The following is a 21,361-nucleotide window of genomic DNA, read 5'->3' as shown; positions in this document are numbered from 1 at the left end:
AGCCAATCGTGAGCCACCCCCGTAAGGTCAACGTCCGCCGCCTCACCGCGATCACAGCGCTTTCTATTCTTCCGCTCGCATGCGGTGGAAGTCCGAGCGCAGAACCGCAACAGCCCACCTCTTCTGCTGCAACGAAAGATGTCGCTCCATCCTCGACACCAGTGCCCACTGCATCATCGAGTGCCACACCGGAGGAGGCGCAGCGCTTCATCGCACAGGTGGATCAAGATCTGCGCAAGCGCTGGGTCGCACGCGATCAAGCCAGCTGGGTGAATCAAAATTTCATCACCGATGACACCGAGGCCGTCGCGGCATCGCGCGAGGCCGAGACGGCGGAGTACGTGACGAAGGCCATCAAGGCCGCGACGCGCTTCGACAAGGTGCCCGGGTTGAGCCCGGAGGTCGCGCGGCAGCTTTGGTTGCTCAAGCTCGCACAAGTGGTGCCCGCACCGAGCGACGCGAAGGAGCGCGACGAGCTCGCGGAAATCGAGTCGTGGATGACCGGCACCTACGGCAAAGGAAAATACAAGCCGCAGCCGAACGGCGCATTGGCAAAAGCCGGTGCGAAATACCTGAAGGCCCCCAAAGGCAAAGATGCGAAAAACGTCGAGTACACGCTCGGCGATCTGTCGCGCGTGCTGTCCAAGAGCCGCAACTTCGACGAGCTCACCGAAGCATGGGCCGGGTGGCACGCCATTTCGGCGGTGATGAAGGACAAGTTCGCGCGCTACACCGAATTGGGAAACAAGGGTGCGCGCGAAATCGGATTCGCCGACATGGGTGCGCTCTGGCGCTCGGGTTACGACATGCCGCCCGACGCCTTCGAGGCCGATCTCGAGCGCCTCTGGCAGCAGGTCAAGCCGCTGTACGACCAGCTTCACTGTTTCGTGCGTTCGCGCCTGCGCGAGAAGTACGGCAAGGACAAAGTCCCCGAGCAGGGGCCGATTCCTGCGCAGCTTTTGGGAAACATGTGGTCGCAGGAGTGGAACGATATTTACGATTTGGTGGAACCCTACAAGGGTGAGGCCTCGCTCGACGTGAGCAAGAGCCTGCGCGACAAGAAGTACGATGCGGTGAAGATGGTGAAGCTGGGCGAGTCGTTCTTCACGTCGCTCGGGCTCGATCCGTTGCCCAAGTCGTTCTGGGAGCGCTCGCTGTTCACCAAGCCCGAGGGGCGCGAAGTCGTTTGCCACGCGAGCGCGTGGGACGTGACCTGGAACAACGATCTGCGCATCAAGATGTGCATCGAGCCGACGGAGAACGACCTAATTACGATTCACCACGAGCTCGGGCACGATTACTACTTTCACCAATATTACAAATTACCGGTTCTCTTCCAGAGCGGCGCCAACGACGGATTCCACGAGGGCATTGGCGATACGCTCGCGCTCAGCGTGACGCCGCAGTACCTGAAAGGGCTGGGGCTCCTCAACGCGGCGCCGGACAATCCGAAGGCCACGGTGAACCAGCAAATGAAGAACGCGCTGGAGAAGATCGCGTTCTTGCCCTTCGGTCTGGTCATCGACAAGTGGCGCTGGGACGTGTTCGCCGGCAAGACGCCGAAGGACAAATACAACGAGTCCTGGTGGGCGCTCCGCACGAAGTACCAGGGCATCGCGCCGCCGGTCTCGCGCTCGGAGGCCGACTTCGACCCCGGCGCGAAGTACCACGTGCCCGCGAGCACGCCGTACATCCGTTACTTCCTCGCGCGGATTTACCAATTCCAATTCCACCGGGCCTTGTGCAAGGCCGCCGGCCACACGGGCCGCCTCGACACGTGCTCGATCTACGGGAACAAGGAAGCCGGCAAGAAGCTCGCGGCCATGCTCTCGATGGGCTCGAGCAAACCTTGGCCCGAGGCGCTAGCTGCCATGAGCGGCGAGACGAAGGCCGACGCCTCGGCGATGCTCGAATACTTCGCTCCATTGAAGGAGTACCTGGGCGAGCAAACCAAGGGCATGAAGTGCGGCTGGTGAGCCCTACCTGAAGATTGAACAGGGAGGCGGGGAGGCGGGGAGGACTTACGGCACGGACAGCGCGGAACGCTCTTTTTGGGGTTTCCAGTTGACTCACTGGGGTGCGTGGAAACCCCAAAAACCTCCCCGCCTCCCCGTGAATCTTCTCTTAGCGCCACGTGACGTTGACCGACGAAGCGCCGAGGCCCGTGGCGAGGGTGCGGAGTTGGCGTTCGGCTTGGCGTTTGGCGCGGTCGGTGATGTCGGTTTCGCGGGCGGCTTTTTCGATCGATGCGATGGCTTGCTGGCGGGCCTGTGTTTCGAGTTGCGGGTTGGGCTCGGCGATGAGGCTCGTGGTGCGGCGGTAGACGTAGGTCTTCTTCTCGTCGAGGTGCACGGAGAAGATTTCGGGCTCGGGCAGACGGAGGGTTGCGACCTTGGTCTTCGCGTCCATGCTCACGTCGTCTTCGCGCAGCTTCGATAGGTCCACGCCGATGGAGACGTTGCCCGAGGCGACGAGGAGGATGGCGTCCGTGCCCTGCACCAGACCGAAGAAGCGGCTCTGGGTGTCGGTCAGATCGATGACCTTCTCCATGTGAAGCTCGGTGGTCTCGAGACGCGCGAGATCGCGCACGGCCACGAGGAGCGTGGCCGATGGGCGCACGGAAACCACCGAGCTCGTACTGGTCGTCGCGTGGAACAGGTAGTTCGACGCGAAATAGGCGGCCGTGCCGATCAGGCACACGAGGCCGACGAGCAGCATCGGCCAAAGCGGCATCGCGCGGCGCGAAGACGGCGATGAGGGAATGACGTCGTCAGCGTTGGCACTCACGACGCCAAGTATGCGTCATCGACGCAGGAAGCGCTCTTCGATGGCCTTCACTTTTGCGAGGCGGCGCACGTGGCGCTCCTCGTTCGTGTACTTCGCCGCCACGAAGGCGAGAACGAGCTCGGTCGCCAGCGCGGTGCCGATGATGCGCGCGCCGATGCACAGCACGTTCATGTCGTCGTGCTCCACGCCTTGGTGCGCCGAGTACGTGTCGTGACAGAGCCCGGCACGCACTCCTGGAAATTTGTTGACGGCAACGGAAATGCCGACGCCGCTGCCGCACACCAGCACGCCGCGTTCCACGTCGCCGCGAGACAGGGCTTCGCCCATGGCCACCGCGAAATCCGGGTAGTCGGACGGCTTGGAACCGTCGTTCGTTCCAAGGTTTTTCACCTCGTGGCCGGCATCCGTGAGGACTTTGGCCAGCGCTTCCTTGAGCTCGAATCCTGCGTGATCCCCCGCGATCGCGATCTTCATGGGCGCCCATTTGGCACGGCTCGAGGCACCTTTCAATGGAATGTGCCGGCGTCTCCCCCCTCCCGCTCGCGATCCCGCTCCCGAAAAGCTCGGGAGGGGAGCGGGAGCGGGAGCGGGCAAAGAATTGACGATGGAGGCCGCGGCGGTGCAACGTGGGGCCCATCGCAATGCGAAACGCTCGATTTTTGGCTGGGCTGGCGCTGGCTGCATCCCTCTTGGGGCTGCTGTTCGCCTCGTACTCCACGTACGACTATGCGCAACACCTCGACCGGCAGATCCATACGATCCACTGCAGCTTCATCCCGGGCGCGTCCGGCGACACCACCGCCGAAAATCCCTGCAAAGTCGCGCTCTTCAGCTCCTACTCGGCGATCTTTCGCGCGTCGTACTGGGGCGGGGTGCCCATCTCGCTGTTCGCGGTCGGGGCCTTCAGCTTTTTCCTCGGGTTCTCGGTCTACCTGCTGATGTCGGGCCTGCGGGCGCCGAAGCGAGCCTATCTATTCTTCGGCATCACGGGGGTGACGCCGCTCATGGCGTCGCTGATCATGTTCTTCATCTCGCTGACCCGATTGCATGCATTCTGCAAGGTTTGCGTCGGCATCTACTTCTCCTCGGCCTTGCTGGCCACCGCGGCGGTGATGGCCCTCGTGCACTACCGGCGCATCGCGCACGTGCACCTGCCGCCCGATCCGCATGGGCCGACGCAGGTCGATTCGGCGGCGGGCAATCCGCTCTTGCTGGTCGGGTGGCTCGCGGCGCTGGGACTTGCAGCCATCCTTCCGTCGTTGGTCTACGTGGCCGCGCTTCCGGATTACCGCCCCTACCTCTCGAGCTGCGGAAAGCTCGAGGTGCCGCAGGAGCAACACAATGCGCTGCTCAAGCTGCCGACCGCGCATCCGGTGAAGGCCGTGACCTTCTTCGAGGATCCTTTGTGCCCGACGTGCCGCGCCTTCCACGAGCGGCTCATCGACGAGGGCGTGCTCGAGAACCTGGACGTCACGTTGGTGATGTTCCCGCTCGACAGCGAGTGCAACTGGATGCTCGATCGGTCGCTGCACCCGGGCGCGTGCATCCTCTCCAAGGCCGTCCTCTGCGGCGGCAACCAGGCGCGCGCCATCCTCGAGTGGTCGTACTCCGAGCAGGACAGCTTGCGTGAGCTGGGCAAGGGCAACCCCGCGGCCATCGAGAAGATGATCCGCGAGCGCTTCGGCAGTGACGTGATGCAGTGCGCGCAGGACAAGAAGACGGCCACGCGGCTCAATCAGCACTTGCACTATGCATCGAACAACCACATCCCGGTGTCGACGCCCCAGATGTTTCTGGGGGACAAGCGCATCTGCGACGAAGACACCGACCTGGGGCTAAAGTATACGCTGTCCCAGCTTTCACCCGAGGTCTTGCGATGAGCGCTTACCATCCGCACCAGCCACCCGGATCGCCTGGAAATCCGAACCGAAGGGCCATCGACGCGGTCGATGCACCGTCCGCCGGAGGATCGCCTCCGTTTTTGCCGGCGTTGGTCGGCGGCGTGGCCGGGGTGATCGTGCTGCTCGCCACCACGCTCACCGTGCGTGCGACGGTGAGTGGCGCGGCCGATCGGCTCAAGCACCCGCAGGCGACGGCTGCCGCCGCGGAGAGCAAAGTCGCCGTGGCCGATCAGAGCGAGGAAAAGTACTGCACGCCGGGGTTCAAGACGGTGCTCCAGCGCGTGCTCAACGCCTGCGGGCTCGTGGGCGGAGAATCGCGGCGCGGATGCCAGCCAGCCGACGTGAAGACGTTCGCGTCGATCAACGACGAAGACTTCAACGCGCTCTTCACGCCGCTGAAAGATCGCGGCGCGGTCATCATGTTCGACGACGGCTCCGACGCGCTCGATCCGGGCGCCAAGAAGCTCCTCGAGGAGCGCTGGATGGATCGCAAGGGCGCGCGCTACTTCTTCATCGTGGCGCGCGCATCGCGCACGGGCTCGGCCGACTTCAATCGGACCTTGTCGCACAAGCGCGCGAACAGCGTGCACTTCTTCCTGCAGGAGCAATTCAAGGATCCGGACCTGGAGAAGCAGGTCGGGATGCTCTGGCTCGGCAACGAATTCGCGCAGCTCACCAAAGAGTACTGCGACTGGCCCGCGTCACGTTCGTCGGCGAAGTGCAATGCCGACGCCCTCAATCGGAGTGCCTTCGTATCATGGGTCGATTGTCGTCTTTAGGCTTCGTGTCGTTCGCGTTGGCCGCCTCGGTCGCGTTGGCCGGCTGCGACAAGTCGGATGCATCGGGCTCGCGGACGTCCGGAAGGAGTGAGGTCGTGGTGGCGACGGGCAGCATGCCCACCGCGGCCCCTGCCCCTTCGCCGCAGCCGGCGCACACGGCACCGGCGGCACCGCGCAAGATCTGCGAAGCGGAAACGGTGTCGCGCACCCTGCCCAAGATGGCACTCGCACGCGCGCAGGCGCCGGGTGCGACGCCGCTCGCGTCCGAGATTTCCACGGGCAATGGGCGCTGGACGTGGTTGAACTTCTTCGCCGCGTGGTGTGGGCCGTGCAAAGAGGAGATCCCGCGCTTGCGTGCCTGGGAGAAGAAGCTCGCGCAAGCCGGCACCAAGGTGGACCTGGTGTTCCTCTCGGTGGACGACGACGAGCGGCAGCTCGCGAAGTTCCTCGAGGCGCAGCCTCAAGATGGCGTGCGCGCGGCGCTATGGATCAAGGAGACCGTGCGCGATGGCTGGCTCGGCGCGATGAAGATGAAGAATCCGCCCGAGTTACCCGAACATGCGCTCATCGATCCGACGGGAAAAGTGCGTTGCGTGATCGAAGGGGCGCTCGAGGACAGTGACTACGGGCCCTTCGCAGCGTACCTGGCGAAATAGACCCCTCGACGCAGGGGGGTGCCGTCCCTATGGACGCCAGTAAAAATGGTTCCCCCAGAATGTCTGCGCTGCGCAGGCGCCCGTGCGAAACATGGCGCCTAATCTTTTCCGGTATCGAGATTTTCGTCTCTACCAGTGTGCGCGATTCTTACTGACCATCGCCATTCAAATGCAGAGCGTGGCCGTCGCGTGGCAGGTCTACGACCTCACGCGGCGCCCGCTGGCTCTCGGCTATGTCGGGCTCGCACAGTTTCTGCCGATGGTGTGCCTCTCGCCCCTCACCGGTGCCGCGGCGGATCGCTTCGATCGACGCCGCGTCGTGATGGTCACCAACCTCGGCATCGCCACCTCGGCGGTGCTGCTCCTCACGTCGGCGCTGATGCACGTCGAACACGCGTACTTCATCTACGCGATCCTCGCGTTTTTCGGTACGGTGCGCGCCTTCTCCGGGCCGGCGGCCTCCGCGCTCGTCACGCACCTCGTGCCCATGGAGGAGTTCCCGCGTTCCGTCGCATGGAGCTCCACGGTGTGGCAGATCGCAACGGTGCTCGGTCCCGCGTTGGGCGGCGTCGTCTATGGTCTGTTCGGCGGCCCGGCGGGTGTCTACGCCATCAGCGCGCTTCTCGCCACCGCGGCATTCGCGGGCGTGTTCGCGCTCAAGGTTCGCACGGGGCGCATGGAAGGGCGGGCCACGTCGCTCGCCACGCTTTCGGCGGGCGTGCGCTACGTCTTTTCGCAGAAGCTCCTTCTCGGGTCGATCACGCTCGATTTGTTCGCCGTTCTGTTGGGCGGCGCCGTCGCGCTCCTGCCGATCTTTGCGCGCGATATATTGCATACTGGCCCGTGGGGCCTCGGTTTGTTGCGCAGCGCCCCGGCGCTGGGCGCGTCGATGATGGCCATCTGGCTCGCGTTCCACCCGCTGCGGCAGAAGGTGGGCCTTCTCATGTTCGCGTGCGTCGGGCTCTACGGCGTGGCCACCATCGTCTTCGCGCTTTCGCAGACGTACCTGCTGTCGCTCGCCGCGCTCGTGGTGGCCGGCGCCTCGGACATGGTGAGCGTGGTGGTGCGCGGTACCTTGGTGCAAATCGCCACACCACCCGCGATGCGCGGACGGGTGAGCGCGGTCAACCAGGTCTTCGTCGGCGCCTCCAACGAGCTCGGTGAATTCGAATCAGGTCTCACCGCGGCGTTGTTCGGTACGGTACGCGCGGCCGTCCTCGGCGGCGTCGCCACCTGCGCCGTCGTGCTGACCTGCATGAAACTCTTCCCCGCCCTCCGCAACGTCGACCGCATCGACCAAGTGCCCCAAGGCAACGGCTAAGAAGATTTTACAGGGAGGCGGGGAGGCGGGGAGGGGTTTCGGCGCGCAGCAGCGCAGAGGGCTTTTTTGGGGTTTCCAGTTGGCCCAAGGGGCTAATTGAACACCCAAAAAACTCCCCGCCTCCCCGCCTCCCTGTGAATTTCTCTAGGGTTTTAGCGCTGCGGCGATGGTGGCGGTGATGTATTGGGCGGCGAGGGTGACGGTGCGGGCGGTTCCGCCGGGGTGGCGGGGGATGGGCGGGGCGACTTCCATGATGTCGCCCGCACAAAGGTGGAACTCTTGGCCTAGGCGGCGGATGAGGGCCAGGACGAAGTCGGGGTGCAGGCCTTGGGGCTCGGGTGTGCCGGTTGCATCGGCGAACTGTTCGTCGGTGCCGTCGATGTCATTGGAGAAGTAAATCGACTGGATGCCGCGCGCCAAAAGGTGTTCCACGATCGCATCGACCGCGGCGGCGGGATCGCGATTGCATTCGTCGGCCCAAAATTGCCGCACGCCCACGTCCTTTTCCCAATGAGCGCGCGGGTGGCGCGTGGCGCGAATACCGACTTGCACCATATGGTCGGGGCGCGTGAGCAGGCGGCTCGCGTGGTAGCTCCACGTTGCAAAACAGTAACGAATACCGAGTCTTTCCTCGAGCAAATCCGTGTGCGCGTCCATCTGGACGATGCCCCAGGCTGGATTGGCCGCAGCGCCGCGGGCGCGTGCCAGTGCCGACGACACGGGCCATGCACAGGAATGATCGCCGCCCAATACGATGGGAACGACCTTCGGATTGATGGCGAACAGCAAGTCGACGGCGCGCTCCAAAATGGAGAGCGGCGATACGGGCAACGACGCCCGAATTTCGGGCGCGATCTGCGGATAAAGCGCGCGCGCCGAGGCTTCCCGCTGCGCGGGCGCGAGCATGTCGTCGTGGAGTAGCTGCGGCACCACGAAGACGTCGCCTGCGTCCACCACCCCAGCAGGCAGCCCGCCCGCCTTCAGAAGCTCTTGCCGAATCGCTTGGGGACCCATGTTGGCCCCCCGCAAAAAACCGGCTCCAACGTCGGAGGGAGCACCGAGAATGACCACCTTTGCCGCCGCGATTTCAGCAAGCGCGGCACGCCATTTTTGTCCTACCTCCTCCTCACTCGCTGCACCGTAAATGGTTTTTTGCAGCTCGATTTGCTCGGCGCGCCCGGTCGAAACCAGGAAAAGACCACCACCGGCAGGGCGAAGTAGGGTTGCAAGCTCCTCATACGGATTCATCGGCGATCATGGTATGGTCGACCGCGCCTCGGCAAAAAGTCCAAAATAGACACGTCTCTATATCGAGGAGTCGGATGAAACAGATCGCGTTGACGGCGGCGGCAACCATCACAGCCTGGCTCATGGCTGGATGCGGCTCGTACCCTGCGCCCAATGGACGCCTTGCGGATTCCCAAGCGTCCGTGCGCGCGGCCCAAGAAGTGGGCGCCCAGAACAACCCGCAAGCCGCGCTTCACTTAAAGTTGGCCCAAGAGCAGATCGACCAAGCGAAGGCACTCATCAACGACGGCGACAACAAACGCGCCGAATTCGTGCTCCTTCGCGCCGAGTCCGATGCCGAGCTCGCCGTCGCCCTGGCCCGCGAGGCAACGGCCCGCGCAGAGGCTCAGCAAGCCTTGGACGAGCTCAAGGCCCTCAAGTCAGGAGACAAACGATGATTCGCGCGTATCCGAAGACGCTGGCATTTCTGGCCTTGAGTCTCCTCGTCGGGTGTGGCTCCACCCCGCCGCCGAAGGAGCTCTTGGAGGCGCGCACGGCCTATCAAAAGGCGCAGACGGGGCAGGCCAACCAGGTCAACCCGGCGCAGGTGCACGTGGCCAAGGGTTCGCTCGATCAGGCCGAGAAGTCCTACGACGACGAGCCGGGCTCCCCCGAGACGAAAGACCGCGCGTACATCGCACTTCGCAAAGCGCAACTCGCCGATGCGCAAGCCGGCATGATGGTCGCCGAGCGCCAACGCGAGCAGGCGCAGAAGGAACTGCAGGCCACGCAGGTGGCGATGGGCCGCAAGACCGAGCGCGAGCTCGAGAGCGCGCGCAAGCAGCTCGAGCGCTCGCAGCAGCAGCTCGAAGACGAGCGTCGCCGCACCAAGGAAGCGCTCGACAACCTCGCCAAGATGGCCGAGGTCAAGAACGACAACCGCGGCATGGTCATCACGCTGTCGGGTCAGGTTCTCTTTGCCTCGGGCGCGTCGGCTTTGCTGCCCGCCGCCATGAGCGCACTCGACAATGTCGTCACCGCGCTGAAGGCCAACCCGGATCGCAGCATCACCGTCGAAGGCCACACCGACTCGCAGGGCCAGCGCGGCTTCAACATGGACCTCTCGCAGAAGCGGGCGGACTCCGTGCGGCAGTACATCATCTCGCACGGTCTTCCCCCGGAGATTGTCCGCGCGGTGGGCGTCGGTCCCGATCGGCCCGTCGCTAGCAACTCCACCGCCGAAGGGCGTGCCAACAACCGGCGCGTCGAGATCATCGTCTCGCCGCCCGAGCGCAAGTAGCGACATCGTTCATCCAATGTAGTCCGAGGCACGCGCATTGCTCTCAGTGCGCGTGCTGGTAGCCCCTCCCTCCGCCCCTCCTGGCGTGTTTCGACGGGTGCCGACCAGCACGGTGCACAATGGCCTGGACACAAAGAGAACGAGAGCTACGCGAGGCCGGTATTCCTCTCCGGTCCGACGCTTCCCTCGCTGCAGGCGCCATTTCGGGCGCGGCTGCCGGTATCAGTGTGGGCGCATTTGCAGGGCCATCGGGTGCGATGATTGGCGCGGTCCTCGGGGGCGCGGTCGGGGTCGCAGCAGGACGCGCGATCGAGGTGCGGACCGCCATCGCGGATGCGGAACAGGACCGGCTCGACGAGGAAATTGGCATCATCGGTGGCGATCTCGGTGCCGGCGACGTGCCACGCTCGCGACGAATCATCGAGGGGGATGACACGTAGCGCAAAAGTCGAGTGTCCGAGGCAGACTCGCCAACCTCCGGGACAAGCCCAGCGAGGTCGGCACCTTGGCCCGTCCCCCTGCAGCAGCAATCTCCGGACGGTTAAGGCGATTCCAAATTGTCTGGACCACACATCCGCCGGTCCCGCCGGTTTCGTTCTCGCTGCCGCGGTTCCTGCACGAGGGAGTTTCGAACTTGGCACGTCCAATGACTCGTTACCTCAGGCAGCCGCACTTGACGGCGGCTGACTTCGCCGTTCTCCTAAGAGCACCATGATCAGCGTTACCGAAGGGCTCGCCGGGCTGCGCATTCTCGTGGCGGTGGCCAAAGCGGACGGCAGACTGCTCGCAGAAGAGCGCACGGCGCTCGAGGAGGCGTTGGAGGGCGTCTCCCTTCCCGACGGCGTGACGTTGGAAACGCTGCTCGAAGAAGAAACCGACGTCGAAGCGCAGATCCAGCGCATCGTCTCGCCCGAGGCGCGCCGCCAGACGTACGACGCTGCGGTGGCCATCGCGCTCGTCGACGGCGAGCGCGTGTCGCAAGAGAACGCGATCCTCGATCGCATGAAGGCGGCCTTCGGCTACGCGGCGTCCATCGTGCCGCCGGCACCCAACGCGGTGGTGGCGGCCGTGCCGCCGCCGCAGGAACGAGGAGGCTTTCTCGCCGACTTGGTGAGCGAAACGAAGGACACCATCCTTCCGAGCAACATCAAGAAGGTGGACGATCCGAAACGCCGCGGCGCCGAAATCGAGGAAGACGTTTTGAAGTACTCGATCATGAGCGCGGTGCTCGGAGCGTTCCCCGTTCCGGGTGTGGCCATCGCGACGGACGTCGCGGTGGTCGCCTTGCAGGCGAAGCTCGTACGCGACATCGGTCAGTACTTCGGCAACACGATGGACAAGAAGGCCGTGAGCTCGCTCCTCGGTGGCGTCGTCGGCGGCACGGGCATGCGCATCGCGGTGAACAACCTCGCGAAGCTCGTGCCCGGATGGGGAAGCGTCGTGGGCGCCACGACATCGTTCGCGACCACGTGGGCCATCGGCAAAGTGGCCGAGCGCTACTTTGCGAGCGGCGGAACCGTGCCCGTCGCCCAACTTCGCAAGGAATTCAAAGATGCGAAGAAGGATGGAAAAGAGGCCTACGACAAGAACAAGGAGAGCGTCGAGGCCAAGGCGATTCGCACCAAGCTTGCGCTGGAAGCGCTGAACGCCGACCTGCAAGCCCAGCGGATCTCCCAGGCCGAGTACGATGAACGAGTGGAAAAGCTTGCTTAGGTAGGCAAGCGTTCTTACTCAGTGATTGTCTCCCATACCCCGGCTCCTCCGGAGGGGGACATTCATCGCAAAGACCGCTCGCGGTCGGAAGTTGGAGAACTCGAACGATGCAAGGTGGATATCCTCCTCCCCCTGGACAGGGCCCGAACCAGCCCGGTGGCTATGGCCAGGCGCCTTCTGGTGGTGCCGGACAGAATCCGTACGGCGGCGGCTACGGGCCTCCCCCTCCCGGCGGGCCCATGGCGCCTTATCCCGGTGGTCCGGGCGGCGTTCCTGGTGCAGGCCCGGGCGCACCCTACGGCGTGGATCCGGTCACGGGACTCCCCTTCTCGGACAAGAGCAAGATCATCGCGGGCATTTTGCAGCTGCTCGTCGGCGCCTTCGGCGTGGGTCGCTTCTACACGGGCCACACGACGATCGCGATCCTGCAAATCGTGGCCACGTGGCTCACGTGCGGCGTCGGAGTGATCTGGCCGATCGTCGACGGCATCATGATGCTCACCGGCAAAGTCACCGACTCCCAAGGCCGCCCGTTGCGCGACGGCACTTAACGCGTTTTACGCTCGAAGAAGATTCACAGGGAGGGGGGGAGGCGGGGAGTTCAACGACGCGAATCCCACCGCGCACCGAAGCTTCTTTATTTTTCAGTGGGCTCAGTAGGCCCATGGAAAAACAAAAAAAGCCTCGGTGCGCGGTGGGATTTGTGCCGTAAACCTCCCCGCCTCCCCCCCTCCCTGTTCAATCTTCTCTTAGTCGCGGCGGTGGGCGATTTCGGGGGGGGCTTGGAAGAAGGCGTTACGCTGCGGATCGTTGTAGGCGCGGTAGTCGGGGGCCCAGGGGGTGATGGTGCTCGTGCCGTCGGGATGCAACTGCAGCGTGAGGGCCATCGGCGTCACGGTGCGGTAGCTGCTGTCCACGGGGAGGTCGTTGTTGTCGCGGCCTCCCGCGGAGAAGAGCGTGAAGAGCTGCGCGTGCTCGTCGTCGTACGTGCGCTCGAAGCCACTATTGACCTTCTCGTGGCCGCGCACCAACGTGTGGCATCCCATGCGCTGCAAGAACGCGCGCAGTTGCAGCTTTCCAAACGGAAAGCGCGCTGACTTCTCCTGCAGATCCGCCGGAACCACGTCCACCCGACTCGGATCGCTCCACATCATTTGGAAGCGCAGATCGGGATCGTTGAGCGTCGAGAGATCCTTCCATCGCTCTTTGATGAGGCGATCGCGCGGAATGCCGCCGTGCACGAAGAAGAACCGGTCGAAGAGCAACGTGTTGGGAAGCTGCTCGAACAGCCGCGCGTAATGGCGAAACACGTCGAGCGGCAGGTGCGGTTTGAGCGTGTTGATCGACTCCGCCGGCTTCACCCCGCCGTACACGTTGCCGTTGTACTCCACGTAGTATTCGTGATTCCCGCGCAGCACGACGACGTGCTCCGGTGCCGTGGCAAACAGCTGCAACACCGTGCGTAGAACGCCGTTCAGGCTAAAGAGCCCCCGATCGATGTAGTCGCCAAGGAATACCAACTTGGGCTCGGGCACCGCGTTCGGATTCTGCCGAAACGCCGTCACCTTCTCGAAGAACCGCGACTGGATCAACGTGGCCTTGAGCACGCTGTAACAGCCATGCAGATCGCCCAGCACGGTGAGCTCGTAGCCGCGCTTCGGCACGGGGCGCACCACGTACGTGTACCCATCGAGGAACGACTCGCCCGCGGCGATATCGGACACGTTGCTCTTGCCGGTAAGCTTTCCTTTTCCGTCTTCGCGCTGCTTGTCCAAAATGGCCAGCACCCGATCGAGGAGCACGCGATCGCGCGACGCCTGCTCGAGGATCTTCTTGCGGTCCGCCGAGTAGTGAAACTCCGCAGGCACGAAGAACGGGTGATTCTCTCCCGTCGCAGGCGGCTTGCGCGGTGGCTCCACGCGCACGTGCGCGACCGCATCGTCGTCGTCGACCAGCTCCAACTCCACCTCGGTCGACAAAAGCGCGGCAAGCTCACCGCGAAACTTCAGCTCTGCAGGGTGCGCGTGCCCATCGGCCAGCAGAAGCTCGTCGATCGTCGCCATGAGCTGTTCTTGGCCCGCGCGATCGAAGCTTTGGAAGATCTCGAAGCATCGAACTTTGAGCTTCGTGTGGACGAACGCCGAGGGGTCTTCATCCTTCTGTACCGGCTCGGCGAAAAGTTCCTGAATACGAAGATCGATCCCTTCGAACACCTCATGAAAATGCGCAGTAAATTTATCGACGATTTCGGCTCGAAACGCTGGATCGGCGTCGGCCATGGCTGTGTCGGCGCGATGCTCGACCAGCTTGCGGATGTACGCCCTGACGAAGGACTTCTCGCTCGCATCGAAGTCGCCATCGATGTACCCGAATGTCGTCAGGTAAAAGATGATGGCGTGCATCTCCTGCTCGGCCTTGTCGGGATCTGGGCTAAACGTCAACATGGCGCCCTCCATCATAGACAACTATTCTGTGAAACATGAGGGGAAGGCTGCTTCATGAGGCGGCGATGCTGCTCGCCGCGCTCGTCGGAACCGTCGTGATCGGATGCGGCGGTGGCGGTGCAACTCCTTCCACGCCGAGCAACGAAGATCCAGCAGGAGGGGGCGGCGGCGGCGCAGGCGGCAGCAACGGCGCAGGAGGCGGTGGCGCCATCGGGTCGCATTGCACCGTTTTTCCAACGGACAATCCTTGGAACCAGGACATCTCCAACGCGGCGGTCGATCCCAACTCGGACCGCTACGTCGCGTCGCTGGGACGCGACAAGAAGTTGCATCCCGACTTCGGCTCCAACCCGAGCTACGGCATTCCGTACATCGTCGTGCCAGGTACGCAGCCTAAACTTCCCGTCAGGTTCGAAGAACCCCGCGAGAGCGATCCCGGCCCCTACCCCATTCCTCTGAATGCGCCGGTCGAGGGCGGAGAGTCGGCCTCCGGCGATCGGCACGTGCTGGCCATCGACCGCGAACGCTGCGTCCTCTACGAGCTGTACGCGGCCCAAGCCCAATCGGACATGTGGCACGCATATTCCGGGGCGGTCTTCGACCTGCGGTCCAACAAGCTGCGCCCAGCCGGGTGGACATCGGCCGACGCCGCCGGGTTGCCCATCCTTGCGGGGCTCGTGCGCTACGAGGAGGCCGGGGGCGGCGGGGAAATTCGGCATGCGCTGCGCTTTACGGCCAACCGCACCCAGAACGCGTTCGTCCGGCCGGCGACCCATGCGTCGGGGAGTACTTCGGATCCCAGCGTCCCGCCCATGGGGGCACGGTTCCGGCTCAAAGCGAGCTTCGACACCTCGAAATTCCGGGGTTCGGCGAAGTCCGTGCTGACGGCGTTGAAGCGGTACGGGATGTTTCTCGCGGACAACGGCTCGAGTTGGTACCTCTCGGGGGAGGCCAACTCCAAGTGGAACGATGACGATCTGGGTCAGCTCAAAACGATCCCCGGATCGGCCTTCGAAGTGGTCGAAATCGACGAGATCGTCAAAAATCCCTCGTGAAGCCTAGGAGCGCCGCAGGCCCGGTCGCAGACTGAGGCAGATGGCCCATGAGGCGTTCCAGCCCGAATGAATCGTAAAAGTACGCATTGCTTGCTATAAACTCTGTGTGAGATGACCGCAGTCGTGAGCGGGCGTACAAGCGCATCGAAAGTAGCCAAGTGGCTCGTCGACCGCGCACGCGTCGATGACGCGATCATGGTTCTCTGCGCGTATGCGTCCACGGGCCCGAACGATGCCGAAGGTCAGCAGCTGCTCGCGGAAGCACTGCGGCTCGATCCGGCGTCGCCCGTGGCACGGCAGGCCTTCGAACGCATGGAGGGCATCGTCGGCAACCACAGCCTGCTCGAGCAGGCCATCGTGCGCTTCGACGGCAATGCTCTCTCGCAGTTCGAGCGGCAGATGCAGCCGGCGACGTTTGCGCGCGCGCAAGTCGGCTTCAACAACAACGTGAAGTACAAGGGCCGCGTCTTCCACGTGCAGACGGAGGACTCGGGGCTCGACAGGCCGCACATCATCACGCATCTGTTCGCCGACGGCGGACGCATCATCAAGACGCACAAGCGCAACTACGGCGAGCACGTGGGCCGCGAGGACAACATCGCGCTGTTCGTCCGCACGCTCATGAAGGGGCAGCACATGGAGATGCTGCTCATGCTGCGGGAAGGCCGCTTCGACGAGGTCATCGAAGGCCGGGCCATGGGCGGCATCGATGTGCTCACCGAGGCGCCGAACGTCGACGTCAAGCGCCTCACCAAGCGCAAGACCAAGGACAGCGCGCCGGGCGAAATGGCCTCCACGTCCAGCTCCGCCATGCTCAAGGCCGAGCCCGTACCGAGCAGCCCCTCGCTGCCGGCGGCGGCGGGAGCGGCGGCACCGGAAGCAGCGCCCGAGCCGTCGCAGGCGTCTCAGCCCGCGATCGTGGAGGCACCGGGATCGGAGCCGGTGATCACGCCGCCGGACAGCGAGGTGGCGCCGGCGACGGTGGTGGATCCATCCGCAGCGTTGGCGGCGATCGCAGCGAACAAGAGCCAAGAGGCTCTGTTCCACCTCATCGTCCAACGCAGCTTGGTCGGCGGGCCGGACAAGTACAGCATCCGCGAGAAGGAAGCGATCATCGGCCGCGACGGCGCGATTCAAATCTCGGACGCGTTTTGCCATCCGAAAGAGGCGGTGTTCCGCTTCCAGGACGGGCGCCTCTGGCTGGAGGATTTCGACGGCGGCAACGGCGCCTTCTTGAGGATTCGCTCCCGGGTGGAGTTGACCGCGGGGGACGAGTTCATCGTGGGCGACGAACTGTTCCGCGTCGAAAAGAATCCCGTCGCCGACGACGAGCCGGATCCCGACCCGACGTATTTCTATTCCTCACCCAAGTGGCCGTCGGCATTTCGGGTGGTGCAGGTTTTCGAAGGTGGCGCGGTGGGCGCCTGCGCGGTGGCGCGCGGCGGGATGGTGCAGATTGGATCGGCCATTGGCGATATCGTCTGCCCGAACGATCCGCTCTTGAGCGAGCAGCATTGTGTTCTGGAGGAGCAGGCGGAGGTCGTCGTTTTGACGGATCTCGATTCGCGCACGGGGGTTTTCGTGCGACTCCAGGGCGAGGGCGAATTGCTCGACGGGGATGAAATCTTGGTGGGGCGGACGCGGCTGTTGGTGGACTTAAGCCCCTGGGAAGGCCGATGATGCGCGAATGCCAACTAGCTTTCGACGGAAGATCGTTTCCGGGTTCGTTCTCTCTTCTTACTTAGCGACCTTCGCCCCGTCCTCGGCGTTCGCACAACTGGCACAATCCACCCCGCCGTCCGTTCAGCCGGGGCCTGACGCCGTTCATCTGAAAGACGGAAACGTCATTCGGGGAACCTTGAGCGAGATCGTCGCGGGCGACCACGTGACCATGATGCTCTCGACGGGGCAAACGGCGCGCATTCTTTGGTCTTTCGTGGCACGCGTCGATCACAACGGGCAACCGGTAGATCTTTCGCGCGCTCCGCAGGGGCCCATCCCCTCGCCCACCGCGCCGTCGGTGACCGCGGAGCCGTCGGGCAGTGTGATGGTGCACATCGAGGGCGGTGACGTGACCATCGAGCAGATGCGCGGCTCGTGGGCTGCCGTGTGCTCGTCGCCCTGCGATCGGGCGCTGCCCATCGGGCCGAGCTACCGCATCGTCGGTGACGGCGTGCGCGCATCGCGCGCATTCATGCTGGGCGGCCAAAACGGCGATCGCGTGGTCCTCGACGTGGACACGGGGTCGAAGGGTGGCTTCGCGGGCGGCATCGTTTTGGTGAGCATCGGTTCACTTTTCTTCCTCGTCGGCGGGCTCACTTTGTTGGTCGTGGCCGCCGCCAACGGCGCGCACACCGACACGGGCAACGCAGAGCCGATCGGCTGGACGATGTTCGGCGGCGGCGCCGCGGGAGTTCTCGTCGGCATCCTGCTCATCACCGGCAACTCGAGCACCAAGGTGACGCAATCCCTGGAGCCCCGCAAAGTGTCGTGGCTCACGGGCCTCGACCCGAAGAAGCCCGAACCGCGCCTTCCGACCTTCCGGGAAGACCCCCCGACCGGCATCCCAAGAGCAACGGTATTGCCGATCTTCGGGACAACGTTCTAGCCGCTGCTCCCGGAGAGAGTTCACATGAAGGCGGGAAGGCGGGAAGGTTTTGTTTTCCACTCGGCCCATTGGGCGAAGTGGAAACCCAAAAAAGCGCGCCGCACGGTCCGTGCCGTACGTCCTTCCCGCCTTCATGTAAATTCTCTCTCTTCTACGGCCCGCGCAGGAATGTGGCCCAGACCGAGAGGCCGGCGAGGAGGGATGCGAGGCCGCCGAGGAGGGCGTAGGCGCCCAATTTCTTTCGACTGGGGTGGGCGCGGAGGAGCATCACCACGCCCACGCAGGTGAAGGCGAAGCCGAAGAAGGCCGAGATCGTGGCGAAGAGGAGGCCGGCGAACATGCCGACGCCGACCACCGTCTCGGTCATGCGGGTTAGTAACGCGTGCTGCGGATGGGAACGAACCGTTCGGCGCGGCAGTTCCATGCGTAGGCAAACGTCAGGCGATAGATGACGAAGAAGCCTACCGTGGTCCAGACCGGGAAGGTCCAGAGGCTCACGCCTTCGCCGTGGCCCGAGAGCGCGAGCATCGCGTTCATGAAGGCTCCGGTGAAGACGCCGTAGAGCGTGGCGAGGAGGGCGACCCTCTTCGAGGTCATGCGCTCGTACGGCTCAGGGCGCAAGAACAGGAATGGCCACCAGTTTGAATCCATGTCGCTGAGGAAATTCAGAACGTCTTCGACTTGTCGCACTTGATCTACTGCTCCGATTCGAAAGAAGTAGCATGCGCAACGCAGTGCGTCCCGTCTTAGCCGGGATCCCCCTACGCAACGAGGCCACGGTGACCAACATTCTAGAGTTCGCGCTCGATAAGATCGATGCAGACCTCCACTTTCTGATGGCGCGTCTGCGCGAAATGCTCGAGGAAACTGGCGAAAAAGAGCGGGCACGGCGGCTGCCCTTCGTGGGGGACGAGCCGGTGAGTGTGAGAGATGCGGGTGATGTAGCCGCACTGACGCTCGCGTTTCAGCTGCTGAATTTGATCGAGGAAAACGCATCAGCTCAAGCGCGCCGGCAACGCGAAGAAGGTCAGGGCCTTCTGCGTGAGCCGGGCCTCTGGGGGCAGAATTTGCGGCAGCTGGTAGAGCTGGGGCTCTCGCCGCAAGCCATTGCGGATGGCCTGGCAGAGGTGCGCGTCGAGCCGGTGCTCACCGCGCACCCGACGGAGGCGAAGCCCGCGGACGTGCTCGGTCAGCAGCGGCAGCTCTACTTGCTCCTGGTGCGACGCGAGAACCAAATGTGGACGCCGAGCGAGCAGGAGGACATCGGCGACGAGATCAAGGCGACGCTCGAACGCATCTGGCGCACGTCGAAGTTTCTCCAGAAGAAGCCGGGCATCGCCGACGAACGGCAGAATGCGCTGCACTACCTGCGCAATGTGTTCCCCGAGGTGCTGCCGTGGCTCGATGCGCGCCTGCGCCACGCGTGGGTCGAAGCGGGACTCGATCCGCAGCTGCTCGGTGAGCGAATGCCCGAGCTTCGCTTCGGCAATTGGATCGGCGGCGACCGCGACGGTCACCCGCTCGTTACGGGCGAGGTGACGCGCGAGACGCTGACGGAATTTCGCAAGGCGGCGCTGGACGTGCACCGCGAGAAGCTGACGCGGCTCGCGAAGCAGCTTCCGCTGAGCGATCTCATTCAGCCGGCACCGGAGTCGCTGCGTGAGGCGTTGGGCAAGATGCGCGAGCGGCTCGGTGAGGATGCAGGTCGCGTCGCCGCGAGATTCCCCGGTGAGCCGTGGCGGCAGTTCGTACACGAGATGATCGCATGGCTCGAGCACTACGCGAGCCCGCGCGAGCTCATTGCCGATCTGGGGGTGCTGACGCAGTCGCTCGAGGAGATCGGCGCGGGGCGGCTGGCGCGGACCTCGGTGTTGCCGGTGGTGCGGGCGGTGAAGACGTTCGGTTTCCACCTGGCGGCGCTCGACGTGCGGCAAAATAGCAAGTTCCACGATCATGCCCTCGCGCAGCTTCTGTCGGCCGCGGGCATCGACGGCGCGGGCTTTCCCGATTGGGACGAGGCTCGGCGGCGGGCGTTGCTCGATGCAGAATTGCGCAGCGCGCGGCCGCTTGCACCGGTGGGCGCTTCGGTCGGGGAACAAGCCGACAAGACGCTGGCGGCATTGCGCGCGCTGGCGCAGTACCGCGATGCGCACGGCCTCGATGGACTGGGCTCGCTCATCGTGAGCATGACGCGCAACGTGTCGGACTTGCTCGTGGTGTACCTGCTCGCGCGCGAGGTGGGGCTCGCGCGCATGACGCCGCAGGGACTCGTGTGCGACATGCCGGTGGTGCCTCTATTCGAAACGCTCGAAGACTTGGAGGCGGCGCCGCGCATCCTCGAAGGCTTCATCGATCATCCGGTGACCAAGGCGAGCCTCGCGGCCATGCGCGCGCGGGGCGATGGCCAGGTCGAGGTGATGCTCGGCTACAGCGACAGCTGCAAGGACGGAGGCATTCTCGCCAGCCAGTGGGCGGTGCGCCGCGCGCAGGAGAAGATCACCGGGGCGCTCAAGTCGCACGGGCAATCGATTCGGTTCTTCCACGGACGCGGTGGGACGGTGAGCCGCGGCGCGGGACCGATGCACCGGTTCCTCGAGGCGCTTCCACACGGATCGCTCTCGGGGCACGTGCGTGTGACGGAGCAGGGCGAGACCATCACGCAGAAGTTCGCGAACCGCATCACGGCCACGTACAACTTGGAACTCATGTTGGCCGGCGTTGCGGCCACCACGATGCGTCATCGCTTCGCCCCACCGCCGCGCGACGAAGAGCTCGGCGTGATCATCGACCGACTCGCCGCCTCGAGCCGCGATGCGTACCGCAAGCTGCTCGCGGAAGACGGCTTCATCGACTATTTCGCGGAGGCAACGCCCATCGACGCCCTCGAGGTCGCCCACATCGGCTCGCGCCCTGCGCGCCGCACGGGGCGGCGATCGCTGGAGGATTTGCGTGCGATTCCGTGGGTCTTCAGTTGGAATCAATCGCGTCATTATCTGCCCGGTTGGTACGGACTGGGCACGGCGTTGGAAGCATTGTCGCAGAGCGATGAGCAGGCCTTCCAGCACGTGAAGGAGGAGGCGCAGCGGGATCCGTTCCTGCGCTACGTGATGAAGAACGTGGAAAGCGCGGTCGCATCGACGGCGCTCGATATCGTGGCCCAGTATGCCAATTTGGTGGGCGACGCCGCGGTAAGGGAGAAAATTTTCGGGCTGGTCGCCGCCGAGCATCGGCGCACCCTGGCGATGATCGAGCAGATCTTCGGTGAGCCCCTGTCGGAGCGGCGGCCGCGGATGTGGAGAACGTTGCGCCTGCGCGACGAGGGATTGCGCGCGGTGCACGCGTTTCAAATCAACGTGTTGCGCGAGTGGCGCATGTGCAAGGGCGAGGGGGACGTGGCTGGCGAGAACGCCATATTGCCCAGTGTGCTGCTCTCCCTCAACGCGGTGGCGAGCGGATTGCGAACAACGGGGTAAACGCGACGGAACTTGACATGCACGCAGCCCGGCGTGTTGGATTACCCTCGCCGGGCATTGGAAAATCTCGACCTGCCGGGGGAATCACACGACGCGA

General features: G+C 64.2%; 20 protein-coding genes. 14 read left to right on the top strand and 6 right to left on the bottom strand.

Annotated elements, in window-relative coordinates; translation table 11 throughout:
- Positions 1 to 161 precede the first annotated feature (161 nt).
- A complete protein-coding gene (locus LZC95_09615; GenBank protein WXA97091.1) occupies positions 162 to 1,976 on the top strand; it encodes a M2 family metallopeptidase in 1,815 nt (604 codons plus the stop codon).
- Between the two features lie 148 nt (positions 1,977 to 2,124).
- Here the strand turns inward: LZC95_09615 and LZC95_09610 are convergent, their stop codons facing one another.
- Both LZC95_09610 and rpiB read right to left on the bottom strand, forming a co-directional pair.
- Positions 2,125 to 2,787 carry a DUF4230 domain-containing protein gene (locus LZC95_09610; GenBank protein ID WXA97090.1) on the bottom strand — a complete coding sequence of 221 codons (663 nt, stop codon included), beginning with the start codon at positions 2,785 to 2,787 and terminating at the stop codon, positions 2,125 to 2,127.
- A 15-nt stretch (positions 2,788 to 2,802) separates the two neighbouring features.
- A complete protein-coding gene (gene rpiB, locus LZC95_09605; protein ID WXA97089.1) occupies positions 2,803 to 3,261 on the bottom strand; it encodes a ribose 5-phosphate isomerase B in 459 nt (152 codons plus the stop codon).
- A 167-nt stretch (positions 3,262 to 3,428) separates the two neighbouring features.
- Here rpiB and LZC95_09600 point away from each other — a divergent pair, with 167 nt between their 5' ends.
- The 4 genes from LZC95_09600 to LZC95_09585 all read left to right on the top strand — a co-directional run bounded on the left by LZC95_09600 (position 3,429) and on the right by LZC95_09585 (position 7,444).
- On the top strand, positions 3,429 to 4,667 hold the full coding sequence (locus LZC95_09600) for a hypothetical protein (protein WXA97088.1): 1,239 nt from the start codon (positions 3,429 to 3,431) through the stop codon (positions 4,665 to 4,667).
- Positions 4,664 to 5,467, top strand: coding sequence for a hypothetical protein (locus tag LZC95_09595; GenBank protein ID WXA97087.1), 804 nt, complete (start codon positions 4,664 to 4,666; stop codon positions 5,465 to 5,467). The genes LZC95_09600 and LZC95_09595 overlap by 4 nt, the downstream gene beginning before the upstream one ends.
- Before the next feature lie 5 nt (positions 5,468 to 5,472).
- Positions 5,473 to 6,123, top strand: a complete 651-nt coding sequence (locus LZC95_09590; protein WXA97086.1) for a TlpA family protein disulfide reductase — start codon at positions 5,473 to 5,475, stop codon at positions 6,121 to 6,123.
- Between the two features lie 91 nt (positions 6,124 to 6,214).
- Positions 6,215 to 7,444 (top strand): MFS transporter, encoded by a 1,230-nt coding sequence (locus tag LZC95_09585; GenBank protein WXA97085.1) that lies wholly within the window; start codon positions 6,215 to 6,217, stop codon positions 7,442 to 7,444.
- A 144-nt stretch (positions 7,445 to 7,588) separates the two neighbouring features.
- On the opposite strand, the gene LZC95_09580 is transcribed toward LZC95_09585, so the two are convergent.
- Positions 7,589 to 8,692, bottom strand: a complete 1,104-nt coding sequence (locus LZC95_09580; protein WXA97084.1) for an arginase family protein — start codon at positions 8,690 to 8,692, stop codon at positions 7,589 to 7,591.
- 74 nt (positions 8,693 to 8,766) lie between these two features.
- Here LZC95_09580 and LZC95_09575 point away from each other — a divergent pair, with 74 nt between their 5' ends.
- The 5 genes from LZC95_09575 to LZC95_09555 all read left to right on the top strand — a co-directional run bounded on the left by LZC95_09575 (position 8,767) and on the right by LZC95_09555 (position 12,235).
- Complete coding sequence (locus LZC95_09575; protein ID WXA97083.1) at positions 8,767 to 9,129, top strand: DUF4398 domain-containing protein; 363 nt, start codon at positions 8,767 to 8,769, stop codon at positions 9,127 to 9,129.
- The gene (locus LZC95_09570) at positions 9,126 to 9,971 is read left to right on the top strand and encodes an OmpA family protein (GenBank protein WXA97082.1); all 846 of its coding nucleotides are present in this window, start codon (positions 9,126 to 9,128) and stop codon (positions 9,969 to 9,971) included. The genes LZC95_09575 and LZC95_09570 overlap by 4 nt, the downstream gene beginning before the upstream one ends.
- Positions 9,972 to 10,090: 119 nt before the next feature.
- A complete protein-coding gene (locus LZC95_09565) occupies positions 10,091 to 10,411 on the top strand; it encodes a hypothetical protein (protein WXA97081.1) in 321 nt (106 codons plus the stop codon).
- A gap of 271 nt (positions 10,412 to 10,682) precedes the next feature.
- Positions 10,683 to 11,684: a TerB family tellurite resistance protein gene (locus tag LZC95_09560; GenBank protein ID WXA97080.1), complete on the top strand. Its 1,002-nt coding sequence runs from the start codon at positions 10,683 to 10,685 to the stop codon at positions 11,682 to 11,684.
- 107 nt (positions 11,685 to 11,791) lie between these two features.
- Complete coding sequence (locus LZC95_09555) at positions 11,792 to 12,235, top strand: TM2 domain-containing protein (protein ID WXA97079.1); 444 nt, start codon at positions 11,792 to 11,794, stop codon at positions 12,233 to 12,235.
- Positions 12,236 to 12,433: 198 nt separating this feature from the next.
- On the opposite strand, the gene LZC95_09550 is transcribed toward LZC95_09555, so the two are convergent.
- Entirely contained in the window at positions 12,434 to 14,128 is a 1,695-nt protein-coding gene (locus LZC95_09550; GenBank protein ID WXA97078.1) for a serine/threonine protein phosphatase, read from the bottom strand.
- Between the two features lie 35 nt (positions 14,129 to 14,163).
- On the opposite strand from LZC95_09550, the gene LZC95_09545 reads away from it, so the two are divergent.
- From LZC95_09545 to LZC95_09535, 3 genes are all read left to right on the top strand, one after another.
- Positions 14,164 to 15,183: a hypothetical protein gene (locus LZC95_09545; protein WXA97077.1), complete on the top strand. Its 1,020-nt coding sequence runs from the start codon at positions 14,164 to 14,166 to the stop codon at positions 15,181 to 15,183.
- Between the two features lie 123 nt (positions 15,184 to 15,306).
- Positions 15,307 to 16,863, top strand: a complete 1,557-nt coding sequence (locus tag LZC95_09540) for an FHA domain-containing protein (protein WXA97076.1) — start codon at positions 15,307 to 15,309, stop codon at positions 16,861 to 16,863.
- Positions 16,864 to 17,041: 178 nt separating this feature from the next.
- The gene (locus LZC95_09535) at positions 17,042 to 17,791 is read left to right on the top strand and encodes a hypothetical protein (protein ID WXA97075.1); all 750 of its coding nucleotides are present in this window, start codon (positions 17,042 to 17,044) and stop codon (positions 17,789 to 17,791) included.
- A gap of 151 nt (positions 17,792 to 17,942) precedes the next feature.
- Here LZC95_09535 and LZC95_09530 read toward each other — a convergent pair whose 3' ends face one another.
- A complete protein-coding gene (locus LZC95_09530) occupies positions 17,943 to 18,158 on the bottom strand; it encodes a hypothetical protein (GenBank protein WXA97074.1) in 216 nt (71 codons plus the stop codon).
- Positions 18,159 to 18,163: 5 nt separating this feature from the next.
- Complete coding sequence (locus LZC95_09525) at positions 18,164 to 18,388, bottom strand: hypothetical protein (protein WXA97073.1); 225 nt, start codon at positions 18,386 to 18,388, stop codon at positions 18,164 to 18,166.
- Between the two features lie 182 nt (positions 18,389 to 18,570).
- On the opposite strand from LZC95_09525, the gene LZC95_09520 reads away from it, so the two are divergent.
- A complete protein-coding gene (locus LZC95_09520) occupies positions 18,571 to 21,264 on the top strand; it encodes a phosphoenolpyruvate carboxylase (GenBank protein ID WXA97072.1) in 2,694 nt (897 codons plus the stop codon).
- The last annotated feature ends 97 nt before the right edge of the window (positions 21,265 to 21,361 follow it).

This window comes from Sorangiineae bacterium MSr12523 (assembly GCA_037157775.1).
GTDB lineage: Bacteria > Myxococcota_A > Polyangia > Polyangiales > Polyangiaceae > Pendulispora > Pendulispora brunnea.
The sequence above is the reverse complement of the archived record's forward strand: the minus strand, read 5'-3'. Positions and strand labels throughout refer to the sequence as shown.